The organism is Shewanella goraebulensis, assembly GCF_030252245.1.
Classification (GTDB): Bacteria; Pseudomonadota; Gammaproteobacteria; order Enterobacterales; family Shewanellaceae; genus Shewanella; species Shewanella goraebulensis.
Map to the genome: position 1 here is coordinate 1158619 of NZ_CP126972.1, position 16700 is coordinate 1175318.

A 16700-nucleotide genomic window follows, 5' to 3' on the forward strand; every position below is an offset into this window, starting at 1 on the left:
TGTCCTTACAAGAATAGAACCCGCGCGAGCATAAGGGGGCTCGCGCGGGTAACTTAATCCAATAAATTATAAATCAAATCTATCGGCATTCATCACTTTGACCCATGCGGCAACAAAGTCATTGACGAACTTGGCTTTATTATCATCTTGCGCATAATGCTCACAATAAGCACGTAAGATGGAATTAGAACCAAAGACTAAGTCAACACGTGTCGCAGTCCATTTCTGAACCCCACTTTCTCGTTCAACAATATGATAGAGGTTGTTAGCAACAGGCTTCCAAGCGTAGTTCATATCAGTGAGATTAACGAAAAAGTCGTTAGTTAGCTTACCGACATTATCAGTGAACACGCCATGAGTTTCGCCGCCATAGTTGGTGCCTAATACTCGCATACCACCGATTAATACCGTCATTTCTGCTGCGGTGAGCCCCAATAACTGGCTGCGTTCTAACAATAACTCTTCAGCACTGACAACATAGTCAGACTTTAACCAGTTTCTAAAGCCATCATGAATGGGCTCAAGAACATCGAATGACTCAGCATCTGTCATTTCAGCGGTTGCATCACCTCGACCTTGGCTAAATGGCACTGACACATTAACGCCTGTTTGAGCGGCTGCGTGTTCAACAGCGCAGCTACCGGCTAACACAATCAAATCAGCCATAGAAATTGGCGAATTCTTTTGTGCTTTAATCGCTGCTAATGCCGCGAGAACTTTATTAAGCCGTTCAGGTTCATTGCCTTGCCATTGGTTTTGCGGCGCAAGTTGAATACGAGCGCCATTTGCACCACCACGTCTATCAGAACCACGATAGGTTCTGGCGCTATCCCATGCGGTAGTAATGAGTTCAGCCGCCGTTAACTCACTTTGTAAAATAGCCGCTTTAAGCCCATTAATTTCAGTTTCACTGAGAGTATGAGGATTACTAGGGATTGGGTCTTGCCAAATTAGCTCTTCATTTGGCACATCATTACCTAAGTAGCGAGCTTTAGGGCCAAGATCTCTGTGAGTAAGTTTAAACCAAGCTCGGGTGAACACTTTGGCAAAGTAGTCTGGGTCGTTATAAAAGCGCTCGGCAATTTTTCGATATTCAGGATCAAATTTTAATGCCATGTCGGCATCGGTCATGATCGGATTATGGCGCTTAGTTGGGTCTTCAACATCAACTGGCATATCTTCAGGTTTGATATTGACCGGTTCCCATTGCCATGCACCAGCTGGGCTCTTGGTTGTCCACCAATCGTAGTTTAATAACAGGTGAAAGTATCCGTTATCCCACTGGGTAGGATTTGTTGTCCAAGCGCCTTCAATACCACTGGTGACAGTGTCACTGCCGATCCCACGGTTTTGTTTATTGAGCCAACCAAAACCTTGATCTTCGATTTCAGCCGCTTCTGGCTCAGGGCCTAATTGCGCTGCATCGCCATTACCATGACATTTACCCACAGTGTGACCGCCAGCCGCTAAAGCGACGGTTTCTTCATCATTCATGGCCATACGCGCAAAGGTGATGCGAACATCATGTGCGGTTTTAATTGGATCTGGCTTACCGTCGACCCCTTCTGGGTTAACGTAAATCAGCCCCATCATGACCGCAGCTAATGGATTATCTAAATCTCGCTCGCCAGAATAACGGCTATTTTCGTTATCACTGGAGGCGAGCCATTCTTTTTCAGCGCCCCAGAAAATATCTTTCTCTGGACTCCAGATATCTTCCCGTCCGCCAGCAAAACCGTACATCTTAAGGCCCATTGACTCGTAAGCCATGTTACCAGCAAGAATCATTAAATCTGCCCAAGATAAACTGTCGCCATACTTCTTTTTAATTGGCCAAAGTAGGCGACGGGCTTTATCTAAATTGCCGTTATCAGGCCAGCTGTTCAAAGGAGCAAAGCGCTGGTTACCGCGGCTTGCGCCACCGCGCCCATCGGCAATACGGTATGTCCCAGCTGAGTGCCACGCCATGCGGATCATCAAGCCACCATAATGTCCCCAGTCGGCAGGCCACCAGGATTGTGAGCTGGTCATTAGCTCAATTAAATCTTGCTTAACTGCATCTAAATCTAATGCATTAAACGCATCGGCATAACTAAAACTGTTGGGCATAGGATCGGTTTTAGTATCGTGTTGATGCAAAATATCGAGGTTAAGCGACTTGGGCCACCATAGCTGATCTTGGCTTTGTTGATTGGTGTTGCCCCCATGCATGACAGGGCATTTTCCGGCTGACTTTGAGCTATCCATTACGCTATTTCCTTGCTGAGTGATGTGATAAACATAATCAAGAACTCCCACTAGACTGGGTGACTTCTTGATTGAACGTACTTAAATCGTTGTTACCATTAAAAAAGACAGAGAAATGAAACGGTTATATAGGCTTGGCTAGTTAACAGATGGCTGAGCCTACATGTTAAAGCGGACTTTGAAGCCGTACTTGCGTTATACCTTTTAGCGTGGGGTAAACACAGTAAGAAATATTTCAAAGCGGAATTATTGTATACGGCTGTTTTGACGTTTTATAAATCTAGATCAATATTTGGCCAATATCCTGTTGTTCTTTGCAATAATTTACATTGGCAAGTCTTTAATATCTAAAAACAGTAAGTTAACGGTTTAGTGATGTATTTAGAAAACTGCAAAATTTGCAAGGTAAACGAGATTAATCGCTAGTTTTCTCGTTGCTATGTTTCAGCTGTTGCTTATGAGTCGATATGAAGAGTTTGTCTTCTAATGCTGACAGTAAAGTTAATGCTTCGAGCCGATTGCAGTAATATTTGTAAAGTAAATTTGAAGGATACTGTTCACCTAGCCTAAATGATTAAGTAAGCTTGGTGGTATTAGCATGACTTTTTATAGGAACTTATTATGTCGACACATCCGTTTGATGCATTAACTTTAGATAACGGTGCTCAGCTGATTTTTACCCCTTGCCCTGGTACCAAAGAGGCGTCGTTGACTGACTCTGTTGCCACATTAAAGCAAGCTGGCACAGATATGTTACTGACACTGATGTTCGATAAAGAAATGGCTGTTAATAACGCTGAATCTTTACCTATTGTGTGCAGCGATAATAATATCGTTTGGGCGCAACTTCCGATCCTTGATGATGCAGCACCGAGTGATGATTTTGAAGCTGCATGGGCAACATATCGATCGCAAATTTTGGCGCTGATTGCCAATAAAGGTAAAATTGCTGTGCACTGTAAAGGCGGAACTGGCCGAACAGGTTTGGTCATTGGATTGATTTTATTAGCTCAAGGCTGGCCAGTAGGTAAAGTGGTTACTGAAGTGCAAAATATCAGACCGAAAGCCCTTAGAAATCCTGTCCAATTGGCTTATTTGCATGCCTATGCATAGCTGATTTATTCAAGCTTGCCCTTGGGCTATGTGAGCGCGGATTTAAGTAAAAAAGCGAACCCAATGGTTCGCTTTTTTTTGCGTGTAATATTCAGTGGCCAGTTCAAATAAGTCAATTTATCGAGTGGTTAAAAACCCTACATAAATGTCGAGCTGACAAATAATTAAACGTAATTAGCTCAATAGAGAACAGTAATCCAACAACGCTAGCGCATTAAAAAATCAGGTGACCGACCATCCTAATTAAATGACTGAAACCTAGTACTGGTAAGGGTTTGTGGCATAGTTTGTTATCTGAGCAATGAAGAGGGCACAGGCGAAATCAAGATAGATTAATGATTAATCTGTTGTAGCAAACCAAGATAAAGAATTACTTAATGCGGCTGACAGTTAGCTGATTGCCTTTGGCATTCTCATGAAAGATATCCGCTAAATACTTATCCAGTTCAGATTCTGCTAAATCGGCGGGGATCACCACATCATAAATCCTAGATCGCAATCCTGTTCCTGAATCTAAAAATAATTGCCATTCTTCGTTTTTACGCAGTACCGCCATGGGTTTGCCAAACACATCAAACGTTAAAAACATAAACCACTCCGATCTAAACCTTAGCTACAGTGTAGTGAAATGATCCCATGGGATCCATTGATATCGCAGGCACAATTTAAGTGATTCTTCCTGCTATTGAATGTCTCGTTTGATAACAAAAAATTATGATTATAAGAATAAATGCTAATTATATTTTTATATTCGATAGGCGTAAAATGATGTTATTCCCATTGAGGCACACTCAAGCAACAAGCTTAATGACTTTTGTTTGAGGCCAACTTTGTAAGGCAAATTATGAAATTTTTACACACAATGTTACGGGTCGCTGATCTTGATGCCTCTATCGAATTTTACACGAATGTGTTGGGTATGAAGGTACTTGAGCGTCACGAGAATAAAGACTATCGCTACACCTTAGTGTTTGTCGGTTATGAGCAAGGTGGCACCACAATCGAGTTAACCCATAATTGGGACACCAATGAATATGATATGGGTAATGCTTTTGGTCATTTAGCCTTAGGTGTTGATGATATTTATGCCGCTTGCGACAAGATTAAAACATTGGGCGGAAATGTCACTCGTGAGCCAGGCCCAGTTAAAGGCGGCGAAACTCATATCGCCTTTATTACAGATCCTGACAAATATCAGATTGAATTAATCCAATTAGATTAACGTCATCATATTTGCTTTCAGACTATTTTTGCCGTTTTCGATTTTAAGGAATTCCCATGAAAGACTCACTATTTCAAACGATACAGTTAGGTGAACATGCCCTAAATAATCGTATCGTCATGCCACCAATGACACGTTCACGTGCATCACAGCCAGGCAATGTCGCCAATGACATGATGGCGCAGTACTATGCTCAACGTGCGCAAGCAGGATTGATCGTCGCCGAAGGCACGCAAATTTCAGCAATGGGCCAAGGTTATGCGTGGACGCCGGGGATTTACTCAGCTGAGCAAATTGCTGGTTGGAAGAAAACCACTGACGCAGTACATGCTAAAGGCGGAGTGATATTCGCTCAGTTATGGCATGTAGGTCGTGTGACGCATCCTGAAAATATTGGTGGTCAGCAACCGATTTCATCGTCAGCGTTGAAAGCTGAAAATGTGAAAGTGTTTATTGATGATGGCACTAACGCACCAGGCTTTGTTGATGTGGTTGAGCCGCGTGCAATGACTAAAGCTGATATTGAAGCTGTTATTGCTGAGTACCGTCAAGCGGCGCTGAATGCGATTGAAGCAGGTTTTGATGGTATTGAACTGCATGCTGCGAATGGTTATTTGATTAATCAATTTATCGATTCAGAAGCCAACAACCGCACTGATGAATATGGTGGCTCGATTGAAAACCGCCTGCGCTTTTTAAGTGAAGTGGTTGCCGCCATGGTTGATGCTATCGGGGCTGATAAAGTGGGCGTGCGTTTAGCGCCGTTTACCTCGCTTAATGGCACCGTTGACGCAACACCTGTCGAGACTTACACCGCAGCAGCTGCATTATTAGAGACTCACAAAATTGTATATCTGCATATTGCCGAAGTTGACTGGGATGACGCGCCTGAAACGCCAATCGAATTTAGAATCGCGGTTCGTGAAGCTTATAAAGGGGTATTAATTTATGCGGGTAAGTATGATGCTGAAAAGGGCGGAGACGCCATTGAAGATGGCTTAGCTGACATGATTGGCTTTGGTCGTCCGTTTGTCTCAAACCCAGATTTACCGAATAGAATTAAGCATGGCTATCCGTTAGCGGCACACGACCCTGCTACCTTATTTGGCGGCGATGAAAAAGGCCTAACAGATTACCCTGAATACAGCCCATCATGAAAATTACTGGTTAGTTAACCCAGTCGTATTTAGGCTAACATAGACTAATAAATAGCAACCTTGCAGATGCAAGGTTGCTTTTTTATGTTTAATACGCCACACAATTACTGACAAATGAATTTACACAAACTCGATATAATTGTTGATTTCACAGTTTCTTGATTCATTGTTCGTCAGCTGAGTCTTTATCGTTTATAACAACCTCAGTTTATTATTCGTCACTAGGACCTGTTGAACTTTGCTGGTTAAGTTTTGTTCGAAATAAAAGTGTTTTAATTGAGATGGATGGATTGATGCCTTGATGCCTTGATGCATTGATGTTTAGATGCCTAGTCATCTAAGCACCTTTTATTCACAAAGATGCATCCAAAACTCGCAACAAAACAACCTTGAAAGATCAACAGCCCCAGCCATTAAGAGTCTTTTTATGCGCGGAGCATTGTTTTTATTTATCGCCACCTTGTTGGCAGCATTTGGCTGGATTGCCTCGAAAATTGTGGTCGCTGAAATGCCCGGTGAAAGTTTTATTGCGAGTCGTTTTTTGCTGGCAAGTCTAGTGCTGCTGCCATTTTGTTATAAAAGTTTATGGCGACTTAGGGCTAAGCAAGTTTTATTAGCCTGCGGTGTCGGCGTCTTTTTGGGGTTAGCTCTGCTGGTATGGGTACACGCGGTATCTGTGACTGCAAGTTTATCGGAAGGGGCATTTATCATGAGCCTAGCGATGATCATCGCACCGATGACAGCATGGCTATTGTTTAAGATTAAGCCCAACAAAGCCTTTTGGTACGCACTGCCACTCAGCGTAGTGGGGATGATGTTGATGACCTTGACCAATGGTTGGCAGGTGGATGAATCTCAGTGGTACTTTTTATTTGCATCAGCACTTTTATCGGTGCATTTTGTATTAAACAAAAAAATCAGTAGTCGTATAAAACCATTAGATTCTATTTGTTTACAGCTCTTTACCGTTGGTCTCGTGGGCGGTATTTATGTGCTCTTTACACAACCCGCCGCTTTTGAGCTAAACAGCACCTTACTGGCGTGGTTTGTTATATCGACAGTCTTTGCCACATCGATGCGTTATTTGCTGCAAACACTAGGACAATACTCGGTGAACATGGAAACAGCGGCACTCATCATGATCCTAGAGCCGATATGGACACTCATGCTGAGTGTAATGGTGCTTGGTGAAGCGATAGAAATTCAAAAACTGGCAGGTGGTTTGGTCATCTTTTTATCTTTGTTTATGTATATTAAGTTATCTAAACGACCCAATTGATGCCCGCTAAAAGGGTTAGTTTCAGTTTCTCGGCACACTTTCACTGCTTTGAAATTGAACCCACAGCTCACTCATAAGCGAGTAGTGGGTAAGGTAGAAGAGGGATATTACGAGCATTGCTAGCTAATCATTAAGTTTACTCTGGCTCCACTTATTTGATTGCATGGCCTTGTTATATTTTTATTTCTTTAAACTCCAAAGCAAAACGCCCATGAACCTTTACGGCTTCATACCACTTTATATGTTTCCATTCCGAGCCAGTGAGTAGAGTAATTAATGTTTGTCTATCTCGCTCCGGCATGCGCAAACCAAATGCGACGGAACGCACATCTTGCGGTTGAAACGTTGATACCCCCGACGTTGGCATTACCAACCTTGTTTCTCTTTCGTATGTCCAATACGTATATTTGGTTCGAATGATCTCATGGAGTGAGTTTGAATCAATAGTTCCTACTAAACCGTTATCTTCTTGTCGAAAGTGACCAATAACATTTGGCTGTGGTAAGTCTGCTTGATAAATTACGTCTATAGCTTTGATTACTGGCTCATTGTTTAGCAAGTTGCTTTCGTTGAACCCGATGCAAAACCCCTTATGCTCATCGGCATAATGGGCCCACATTAGCTGATTTTTTCGGGCGCGGCTAAATGAACAAACTCCGAGTGAATTGAACACATTCAATGCTAATTTTTTTTGCCTTTTGATTTCAGTATCTGAAAGTTGTGGAAGTTTATCTATACCGTCAAAAATATGCTCGGCATCAAAAGGACATTCAAATGGGTCATTCAAACTTTCAGGTTTGGCAAACCAAAGCTCTCGATTCACTAAAAGCTCAATAGACCCTTTATTGAATGCTCTAAATTTAAATAGAGAACGATTACTTCCCACTTAACTCTCCTAAAATATAACGCCGCAATAACTGGCGCGAGGTACGAGCGTCCGGCGCCGGAGGCGCGTAGTTGTTTTGCCTTGTTATAGCTTTGCATATTCTTTAGCTATTGTTTGATTAATTTCAGTTGCGAGCGTTTGAGCCTGACGCATAGTATTTTGCACCGACTCCCAGTTTGCCCAATGCTGCGCCCACTTTTCTTTGCCGACCACTGACTCAAAGTCAACTTTAGTTGGCTCTAACCAAGCCTCGTATTTATGCAGCTTATCAATGCGTTGGTTAAGATCTGACACACCTCTAGATTTTGGCGATAACTTTGCTGAGCTAGTAATCCAGATATGCCAAGGCTTATTACCCTTTGATTGGTTGCATTTTCCACAAGCCGGAACCAAATTATGGATTTCTGAAATATAGCCCGTTGGCTTTTTGTTAAGAACCAAAGGCCGCAAGTGATCCCACTCCGATACAGTGGCACCACAATAGGCGCATTGGAAGCTATCGTGATCCATGCCAAGAATTTCCAATGCTTCTCTCACTTGCTCATTTGTTGGAACAATTATTGGGATAATTGAATTAATAAATGAGTTCGTGATGCTCGACGATCGCCCCGTGATTTTCATTGGGGTTGGCATTCTGAATAGTGATAAGTAATCCATAACTCCCATTGGCTATAACGCCCTGTTAAGGGGTGAGCAACGCAATGTCGATGCTTCCGCATACCACTTTAAACACTAAACGCAACGCATAGTAAAAATGCCGCGCGTTGCGAATCCCTCTTAAACAGTTTGTTATGTGCTTGTTTTATTGATTTATTTAAGTTAATCGAAATCTTCTGTATGGTAGATGTCACGCACCATTTGCATAACCATCAACTCTTGCAGCTTATTAAACTCGGTCGGTGAAAATTGGCCGAGATCATGTTCTGTTAAACTATCAAGAGCTTCCCACGGATGAGCGCCGTCTGTTACCTTTTCTAATAAAAGATCGTAATTTAATTTCGGCCAAGTTTGAATAAACGAAGTAGAAACATATTCTGAGAAATTTTTCATATGCCCTCGGGATTCAGGACTAAAGAAAAAGATAGAGTATTGAATATGCGCAGTAAGATTGTCATATGCTAAACGGTATGCTTCTAGAGCATCAGCAGTACTTTTAATCGAGTATTTCCAAAGATCTTGTTTACTAAACTCTACAGCTCTTGACTCCAATTCCTCTTTACGCTCTGGAATCAGTTTTGCGAGCTCCAAATTTTTCCGAGAAATTTCAGGGCCAATGGAACCAAAATATTTAGCATACATGTAATTTTGATATGCCCTCTTATAATCGGCCAAGAGTTTATTAATTTGCTTAAAACTTTCCAACTTCTGATCTTGAAGTTTTTCATACATCACAACTTTACGTTGCATATGCCAATTTTTCTGTTCTTGTGTCAATTGGTAGTTGACACCAAAAATAGTCAAAATTGACGCAAGGATCGTTATAGCAACCTGAATCTTAAATTGTTTATTATCAGCTTTTGATACTTGTGTTTCTTCCGTATCAGTTTTCATGTTCTTCCTTCATACTTATTTAGCCAAATGCCCCACTTGTTAATAGAATCCGGCACATAACAGCTTATTATATAGCTGCTCGATAATGTTCCTGTTAAAATTCAACTTAGTAGCAAGGATACCAAGCCAACCGACTGTTTAGTAAAGATAAAACGAAAATTTAACACCTGTTTTATTAATATCAAGCCCGCAAAAGTGAGCGCTTTGATGTAGAGGTCTCTACAACCTTTTATCAATCATTTTAATTTCAATAAGTTATCAGGGAAATAGAATTTTATCGAGCATAAAGTACGCGATTTTTGCTCACTTTACTCGCAAGTCATTTGCGTACATTTATAACTGTATATCTTTCTAGTACTTTAAAGTCAGATCGAGTGCACAATACAGTAGAAAATATAAGGTGATATTTCCGCAAAGCGCCATGACTTTGATTTTTCAAAATAATAAAACAGACTTTGGGCACCAACTCGTTATAACTACAAACGAAGTTTAAAGCTGGATGATTCTCCGTTGGAAATTTTGCTGTTTAAATTTCGCCGGAGCTGCTGGGGAGATGCAAGAGGGGTGAGCAGTTTCACCCTTCTTGCTCTGGTGTGGGCGAAGCGCCACGACGTTAATCCAAACGGAGTTTGGAAATTCAGTGTGAAATCCCTATGCCTAAAACTGATATTAACTAAGTACCAAGACGTAGAGTTTTCAAAATAGTAAACAAGGAATGGGGCAGAAACACGTTAGAACTACAAACGAAGTTCAAAGCTGGATGATTCTCCGTTGGAAATTTTGCTGTTTAAATTTCGCCGGAGCTGCTGGGGAGATGCAAGAGGGGGTGAGCAGTTTCACCCTTCTTGCTCTGGTGTGGGCGAAGCGCCACGACGTTAATCCAAACGGAGTTTGGAAGCAGAGATAACCCCAAAAAGTTAATTTACCCTCTATCGCAAACAAACTTTTAAGCAAAATATGGTTCAAGTTGGCTTAGTGAATATCCCAAATGGCACAGAATGACGCGCTTTAGTAACTAAACCGCTACTAGGTTCTCCCCTGATAGTGATAAAATCTTTGCATCAGAATTAACGAGACACTCTATGTTTATCCATCATGTTAACGGCATCGACTGGCTGGTGATTACCGCTTTTGAAGAACTGAAAACGATGTTTATTGAAGACGCAGGTGCTATCCCATCTTGTTTCTCAAGCGCCAGCGAATTGAGCCTGATTGATCAAGCGAAGCGCAGTTATGGATATTTGCCTACATTCAGCGGCGTAATCACTGACACGGGAACCTTTCAAAGTCAGGATAACGAAGAAGATTTGAACCCACAGCTTGCCTGCATAGTTGAAGGGCGTGGTCGGGTGTTTATCTATCACGGCGGCTTTGTTGCTTTTGTGGATGACGAACACACGCTTATTACCCGAATGGACTAACCATGTGATGCAAACTCAGGGGTAAAGTACTTTTGTTGTAGTTGCTCTACGGTCAGCGGCTTATCGAAGTAATACCCTTGAATGAGGTCACAACGGTATGATTTTAACGTTAAGAACTGCCTTTTTTCTTCAACACCTTCAGCGACAACACTGATGTTGTAAGCTTCACTTATGGCAAAAATGGCTTTTACGAGTGCATTACTTTGCTTACTGCTATTAATATTATTAATAAAGCATCGATCAATTTTGATTTCAGTAATCGGTAACTCGTTTAAATAACTCAATGAAGAGTAGCCGGTGCCAAAGTCATCAAGGGAAATACCAAATTTTAGTGCCTTTAATTCATTTAAAATTATGGCGGTCATTTTTAAATCTTGAAGCACTAAGTTTTCAGTAATTTCTAAGGTAATACGATGAATATCAATACCCACTTCACTGACGATTTGGGTCACTGATTCTACGAAGTTGATATCCACTAATTGCTTAGGTGAGATATTGATTGAGACATTGATTGCACCGTGCCCATTGGGCGATGTTGCTAAGATATCTTCACAGGCTTTACGGAAAATAAATAAGCCAATATCAATAATCAGTCCTGTTCGTTCTGCAAGGTTAATGAACACGTCGGGTGAAATTGAACCAAGCTTTGGGTTATTCCAACGAGCAAGCGCTTCAACGCTTTGTATTTTCACATTGCGGGTATTGATTTGAGGTTGATACAAGACGCTAATTTCATTGTTGTCTAATGCCTCCCTTAGTTGCTCTTCAAGCTGATACTCATAACTGACCTGAGCATCGACTTCTGCATTAAAGAATGTGACTGAGCCGTTTAAATTGGTTTTAGATTTATAAAGTACGATGTCTGCTTTTCGGATTAAGCCTTCAGGATCTTGGCTGTCTGAGGGATACATACTAATACCAATACTGCACTTAATCATATGTTCAGTGTTATTTACCGTATAGGCTTTATTTAAGATCGTTTGTATTAGCGCAATTTTTTGATGAACTTGTTGGTTGTTATCTAAGTTAGGAAAGCAAAATGCAAACTCATCGCCACCAAAGCGTGCCAAGGTATCGATAGGTTCAATTGATTGCGATAGGGCTTGGCTTAATTTTTTAAGTAATTCATCTCCTGATGACTGGCCATAAATATCATTAACCTTTTTGAAGTTATCAATATCAATCAGCACCAGCGCGAGCTTTTTATGGTGTTTTTTAGCAGATTTAAGATCTTGGTTAATCTTGTCTAATAAACACATTCGATTAGGAAGCCCAGTTAATGCATCATGCATTGCCATATGTTTCATGGTGGCTTTTGAGTTGGCTAACTTAGTAAAATCCTTTTCGATACGGTGTTTAAACTTCTTGAATCGATTCGCAATAAGGTTACTTGCAAATAAACAGCCTCCCACCATAAGAAAAGTGGAGATGATACTTAATGTCAGTACCTTCATTAATTTCTCGTGGTTATTGAGCAGCAAGGCTTCTTGCTTGCTCATAAGGTAAGCTTCAAAGTCATGGGAATTGAAGTGAGAGCCAACAATCCAGCCCCATGGTTCAAACAGTTTGGCATAAGTGATTTCTACCGGGGTTAATGCAAACTCTGTTTGGCTCGATAAATCAAACTCCACCAAGTTACCTTCAGTGGTTACTTGGGAAAGTAGCTGTTTCACCATTTGTTGCGTTGTATCTTCATGGCGATCAATAAAAGCATGCTCGTTATGCGTGATAGGGTTAGCGAGTGAGTGACCTTGTTTGTCAATGACAAACAGGCGTTGATGATTACCGTAGTCGTATTCAGAAATCCAATTCAGTAAGGTTGCCTTCTCATCATTTTCAACATCGGCGATATACTCTCCAGTCCCGATAAACCAATTAAATGGGGTAAATTGTTTACCAAAGCCGACTTTTTCGAATTCTTGTGTGGCTGGGTACCCTGGTTTTTGGTACCACCAATGATAAAAGGCTTCACCTTGTTGGCGTTTTATTTTATTGATGTGCTCTTGCAGGATGAAAGTGCCGCGTAAATCTTGGGCATCCCATACTGAGGTGCCTTCCAGATGGGGCTTTAATCCATGTAGGATATTATTGCCCTGCATGTCAAAAATGAAAAAATACCCTCTGCCATCATTAAAGCGTATCGGCCTTAACGCATTGATAATCATTTTTATGACGTCTGATTTCGGCTTGTCAGGATTATTAACGAATATACTTTGCGCGATTGAGTGGGCTTCATCGACCCGTGATTTGGACTGCTGTTTTAGCTGTGATAATACCAGGTTGTTTTTGAATTGAATGACATTGATGACTTGATTTACTTGTTGATTAATCTCTTTTTTCTGACGAGAAATAACGTCTTCTCGAAGGGATAGGATGCTTTCATTTTCTTTTTGTTGGTTGTCATGAATGATGACCGCATTGATCACTATCATAAAAAAGCATACCGTTAGCGCAGGAGCATACTTGATTAAGTTAATCAGTTTTTGGTCATTCCATAGCAGCATAATCTTCCTTGAATATCCTTGTATTTCTGTTTTAGCTTAGACTAATCATAGAACAAAACTCAACGCCCCTTATTAAGATAAATAATATCGATATCAATTACTTTAGATTATGTGAGAATCATCAAGCTATTGATGGTATTTAATGAGGCTTGGTTGCTTTTTCATCAAGGTAAAGTGCTGAGTTAACATGTCCCATGATATTTCGATAAGTGTCGACCCACAGGATGTCTTGATTATCTGCTAAGTATTGTAATACCTCTTTATGGGCTTGATTGCTGACACCTCGTTACTAACGATTGTTGCGATGAGGAGCGCCAAATAAAATAGCGTTATCCGATATCATTCAACTTAAACTCTACTATATTTTTGGGTCGCTTTTTCAAGTTGGTTACGTAGCCATTTATGGCTTGGGTCATTGGTTCTTGATGAATGCCAGTACATGGCGACTTCCACTGGATCTTGTAAAAAACTGGCGTCGAGCTGTTTGAGGTTGAATACATCAACGTATTTATCGACTAATCGCTGCGGTAAAATGGAGATGTAATCACATTGCTCAATCACTGGAAGCATTTCAATAATACTGCTAGCTTGCCATGCGATTTGTCGTTTCCCTAAAGTGCTTTCATCTTTTAACCCACGTCCCATCAAATAACCGTCTTTTTGATCTAATTGAGAATGAATCACATGTTTTTCTGCGAGGAAAGATTCAATGGTGATTTTATTATCTTTGAACCTTGGATGCTCTTTACGACACATCACGCACAGGTTGTCTTTCATAATGACTTTAGAGCGTAAATCACTGTGTTGATTCGAGTGCGCCTCAATGACTAAGTCGCATTGTTGTGAACGCAGGATATTGGTGAGGTCATGGTTAAATAGCGGTTCGACTTTGACACTGGCTAATGGCGCTTCATGGCTCATTAAGGCTGCAAGCTCAGGGAGCAGGGTATAACCGAATACACTTAATGACGAAATAACAAATTGTTTGTCACATTTTAGCGGATCAAACTTTTTAAATTCGGGCATGGTATAGGCGATATTTTCCACCGCGCTTGCCAATGTTGGATAGATATCAAAAGCAAACTGAGTGGGTTCAACACCATGGCTGCTACGAATAAAAAGCGGGTCTTTAAAAACTTCTTTAAGCCTTGTCACGCCTTGGCTGACAGCCGATTGGCTAATGCCTAAACGCTTGGCTGCTTTGGTGTAACTTTTCTCTTCGACTATGGCTACAAAGGTCGGAATAAGACTGTAATCTGAATGCTTCATTTCTTAACTCAAGTGTCATTATTGCTCTTGATATAAGTTAACTTATATCATATATCAGCTAACTTCTGCAGTATTTATATACGATACCTCCATCAAATATTGATAATTATGAAACGAGGTTTATATGAAACGATCTGTCATTACGTTATCTGTTCTTTTAGCTACTTCTTTTTCAAGCACAACACTTGCAGCTGATGCACATCAACATAGGTTTGATGGTGTGAGTGTCGATATTCCAACGCTTTCTCATGATTATTACTTGGGGGAAAACTCAGGTGCCACTCATTTTTGGCACGGTGATACCCAAGATATGACTTTCATTCCAACTGGCGGCAATGACGCCTTTGACGCTGAATCTGACAAGGTTCACCCACAGTTAACTGCTCACTCAAAGAAAATGGACAAAGGCTTATTTGTTTATAAAGACAAATTTTATCAAGTCTATGGTTATGGCTTAACGTCGCCGATGATTGTTGATGGTGACAAGGGGTTATTGATTTTTGACCCTGTTGAGTCAGTGGACAAAATGCAAGCTGTAATGGCTGATTTTCGTAAAGTGACTGGCAACGAAAAACCTGTTGCAGCTGTGATGTATTCTCACTGGCATCCAGATCACTACGCTGGTGTTCGTGGTATTGAAGGTGTAGAAAACGCTAAAATTATTGCCCACGATACATTTATGAAAAACGTGGTTAAAGGCTCTATGGGCGGCACCGGCCCAGCACTTGGTTTCCGCGTTGATTATTCATTAGGCACTTTACTTAATGTTGAAGAAGGCGGCCGTATTAATGGCGGCTTAGGCCCTGACTTTGAAATCCGTGAGCACAGCTTAATTAAGCCAAATACCTTAGTTGAAGGAATGTTTGGTAAGTTAGAAATGGAAATTGAAGGGGTGAAAGTAGAATTTAAACATGTACCTTCAGAAGCTTCTGATGAAATCACTGCTTACTTCCCTGAATTTGACATGCTGTTTGGTTCTGAAGTCATCCAAGGTGAGAGTTTCCCGAACTTACACACAATTCGTGGCACCCAGTATCGCGACCCAAGTGTTTGGTTTCCAGGTGTTGATATGCTGCGTGAGTACAAAGCGAACACTATGATGTTATCTCACGGCCGCCCAGTTAATGGTGCTGCCCATGTAGATGACACTTTAACGTCTTATCGTGACGCGATTCAATTTACCTATGACCAATCTATCAAAGCCATTAACGATGGTGCGACACAGGAAGATTTAATCCGTCAAATCATCTTACCTGAGCACTTAGTTAACCATCCTTGGTTAGGTGACTTCTACGGATCTATTCGTCACGCAGCAAAACAAATCTTTGTTGGTGAAATGGGCTGGTTTGATGGTGACCCAACAACACTTAACCCAACTTACTCAGTTGAAGCATCTCAGCGTTATGTTGCGATGGTTGGCGGCAAAGACAAGATGATGGATTTTGCGGTTGATGCTTGTGATAACGGTGACTTCCAATGGTGTGCTGAATTAGCAACCCACGCCATTCGAATCGATTTGAACGATATGGAGCCTCGTGAGCTAAAAGCGATGGCGCTAAGAGAGTTAGGTTACAGAGAAACCAACAATAACTGGCGCAACTGGTACTTAACCTCAGCGCAAGAGTTGGATGGCACAATTGATTACTCGAAGAAGATTAACCTTCAAGCACCTGACTTAATGGCAGAGTTTGAGCCATCGCAGCTAGTGAATGCATTACGTTTCAGCTTGAACGCTGAGCGTAGCCAAGACAAACACTTTACGGTTGCATTTGAATTTGGCGATACCAATGAAACCCATGCTCTTGAAGTGCGTCGCAGTGTGGCTCAGTTCCACAAAGACTATCAAGGTGAGCCAAAGGCCACAGTTAAGTTAACTAAAACGGTGTTCTTAGGATTACTGGTCGGTAAGGTTGATTTTGTTAATGCGGTTCAACAAGGATATATCCAAGTGAGCGGCGATGCGACTGCGGTACCTGAGTTCTTCGGTTTATTTGATAAGCCTTTAGAATCACCAAAAATCACCCTTCGTTAGTCCTCGTTAAGGTTCATTA

Annotated in this window: 13 protein-coding genes; 6 read left to right on the top strand and 7 right to left on the bottom strand. The window is 41.3% G+C overall.

Going from position 1 to position 16700, the window contains the following annotated elements:
• Nucleotides 1-66 precede the first annotated feature (66 nt).
• Nucleotides 67-2247, bottom strand: a complete 2181-nt coding sequence (gene katG / locus QPX86_RS04730; RefSeq protein ID WP_285164496.1) for a catalase/peroxidase HPI — start codon at nucleotides 2245-2247, stop codon at nucleotides 67-69.
• Between the two features lie 621 nt (nucleotides 2248-2868).
• Between katG and QPX86_RS04735 the strand changes: the two genes are divergently transcribed.
• Nucleotides 2869-3360 carry a phosphatase domain-containing putative toxin gene (locus QPX86_RS04735; RefSeq protein WP_285164497.1) on the top strand — a complete coding sequence of 164 codons (492 nt, stop codon included), beginning with the start codon at nucleotides 2869-2871 and terminating at the stop codon, nucleotides 3358-3360.
• 370 nt (nucleotides 3361-3730) lie between these two features.
• Here the strand turns inward: QPX86_RS04735 and QPX86_RS04740 are convergent, their stop codons facing one another.
• Nucleotides 3731-3949, bottom strand: coding sequence for a DUF7661 family protein (locus tag QPX86_RS04740; protein WP_065109928.1), 219 nt, complete (start codon nucleotides 3947-3949; stop codon nucleotides 3731-3733).
• 255 nt (nucleotides 3950-4204) lie between these two features.
• Here QPX86_RS04740 and gloA point away from each other — a divergent pair, with 255 nt between their 5' ends.
• From gloA to QPX86_RS04755, 3 genes are all read left to right on the top strand, one after another.
• On the top strand, nucleotides 4205-4582 hold the full coding sequence (gene gloA / locus QPX86_RS04745) for a lactoylglutathione lyase (protein WP_285164498.1): 378 nt from the start codon (nucleotides 4205-4207) through the stop codon (nucleotides 4580-4582).
• Between the two features lie 56 nt (nucleotides 4583-4638).
• Nucleotides 4639-5739, top strand: a complete 1101-nt coding sequence (locus tag QPX86_RS04750) for an alkene reductase (RefSeq protein WP_285164499.1) — start codon at nucleotides 4639-4641, stop codon at nucleotides 5737-5739.
• A gap of 427 nt (nucleotides 5740-6166) precedes the next feature.
• A complete protein-coding gene (locus QPX86_RS04755) occupies nucleotides 6167-7018 on the top strand; it encodes a DMT family transporter (RefSeq protein ID WP_285164500.1) in 852 nt (283 codons plus the stop codon).
• Between the two features lie 172 nt (nucleotides 7019-7190).
• Here QPX86_RS04755 and QPX86_RS04760 read toward each other — a convergent pair whose 3' ends face one another.
• The 3 genes from QPX86_RS04760 to QPX86_RS04775 form a co-directional block, all read right to left on the bottom strand.
• Nucleotides 7191-7904: a DUF2971 domain-containing protein gene (locus QPX86_RS04760; protein WP_285164501.1), complete on the bottom strand. Its 714-nt coding sequence runs from the start codon at nucleotides 7902-7904 to the stop codon at nucleotides 7191-7193.
• Nucleotides 7905-7988: 84 nt separating this feature from the next.
• Complete coding sequence (locus QPX86_RS04765; protein WP_285164502.1) at nucleotides 7989-8561, bottom strand: HNH endonuclease; 573 nt, start codon at nucleotides 8559-8561, stop codon at nucleotides 7989-7991.
• Between the two features lie 162 nt (nucleotides 8562-8723).
• Nucleotides 8724-9455 (bottom strand): hypothetical protein, encoded by a 732-nt coding sequence (locus QPX86_RS04775; RefSeq protein WP_285164503.1) that lies wholly within the window; start codon nucleotides 9453-9455, stop codon nucleotides 8724-8726.
• Between the two features lie 1082 nt (nucleotides 9456-10537).
• Between QPX86_RS04775 and QPX86_RS04780 the strand changes: the two genes are divergently transcribed.
• Nucleotides 10538-10876, top strand: a complete 339-nt coding sequence (locus QPX86_RS04780; protein WP_285164504.1) for a cytosolic protein — start codon at nucleotides 10538-10540, stop codon at nucleotides 10874-10876.
• Here QPX86_RS04780 and QPX86_RS04785 read toward each other — a convergent pair.
• A complete protein-coding gene (locus tag QPX86_RS04785) occupies nucleotides 10873-13380 on the bottom strand; it encodes a bifunctional diguanylate cyclase/phosphodiesterase (protein ID WP_285164505.1) in 2508 nt (835 codons plus the stop codon). The genes QPX86_RS04780 and QPX86_RS04785 overlap by 4 nt on opposite strands.
• A gap of 348 nt (nucleotides 13381-13728) precedes the next feature.
• On the bottom strand, nucleotides 13729-14649 hold the full coding sequence (locus QPX86_RS04790) for a LysR family transcriptional regulator (protein ID WP_285164506.1): 921 nt from the start codon (nucleotides 14647-14649) through the stop codon (nucleotides 13729-13731).
• Nucleotides 14650-14773: 124 nt separating this feature from the next.
• Between QPX86_RS04790 and QPX86_RS04795 the strand changes: the two genes are divergently transcribed.
• On the top strand, nucleotides 14774-16681 hold the full coding sequence (locus QPX86_RS04795) for an alkyl/aryl-sulfatase (protein ID WP_285164507.1): 1908 nt from the start codon (nucleotides 14774-14776) through the stop codon (nucleotides 16679-16681).
• The last annotated feature ends 19 nt before the right edge of the window (nucleotides 16682-16700 follow it).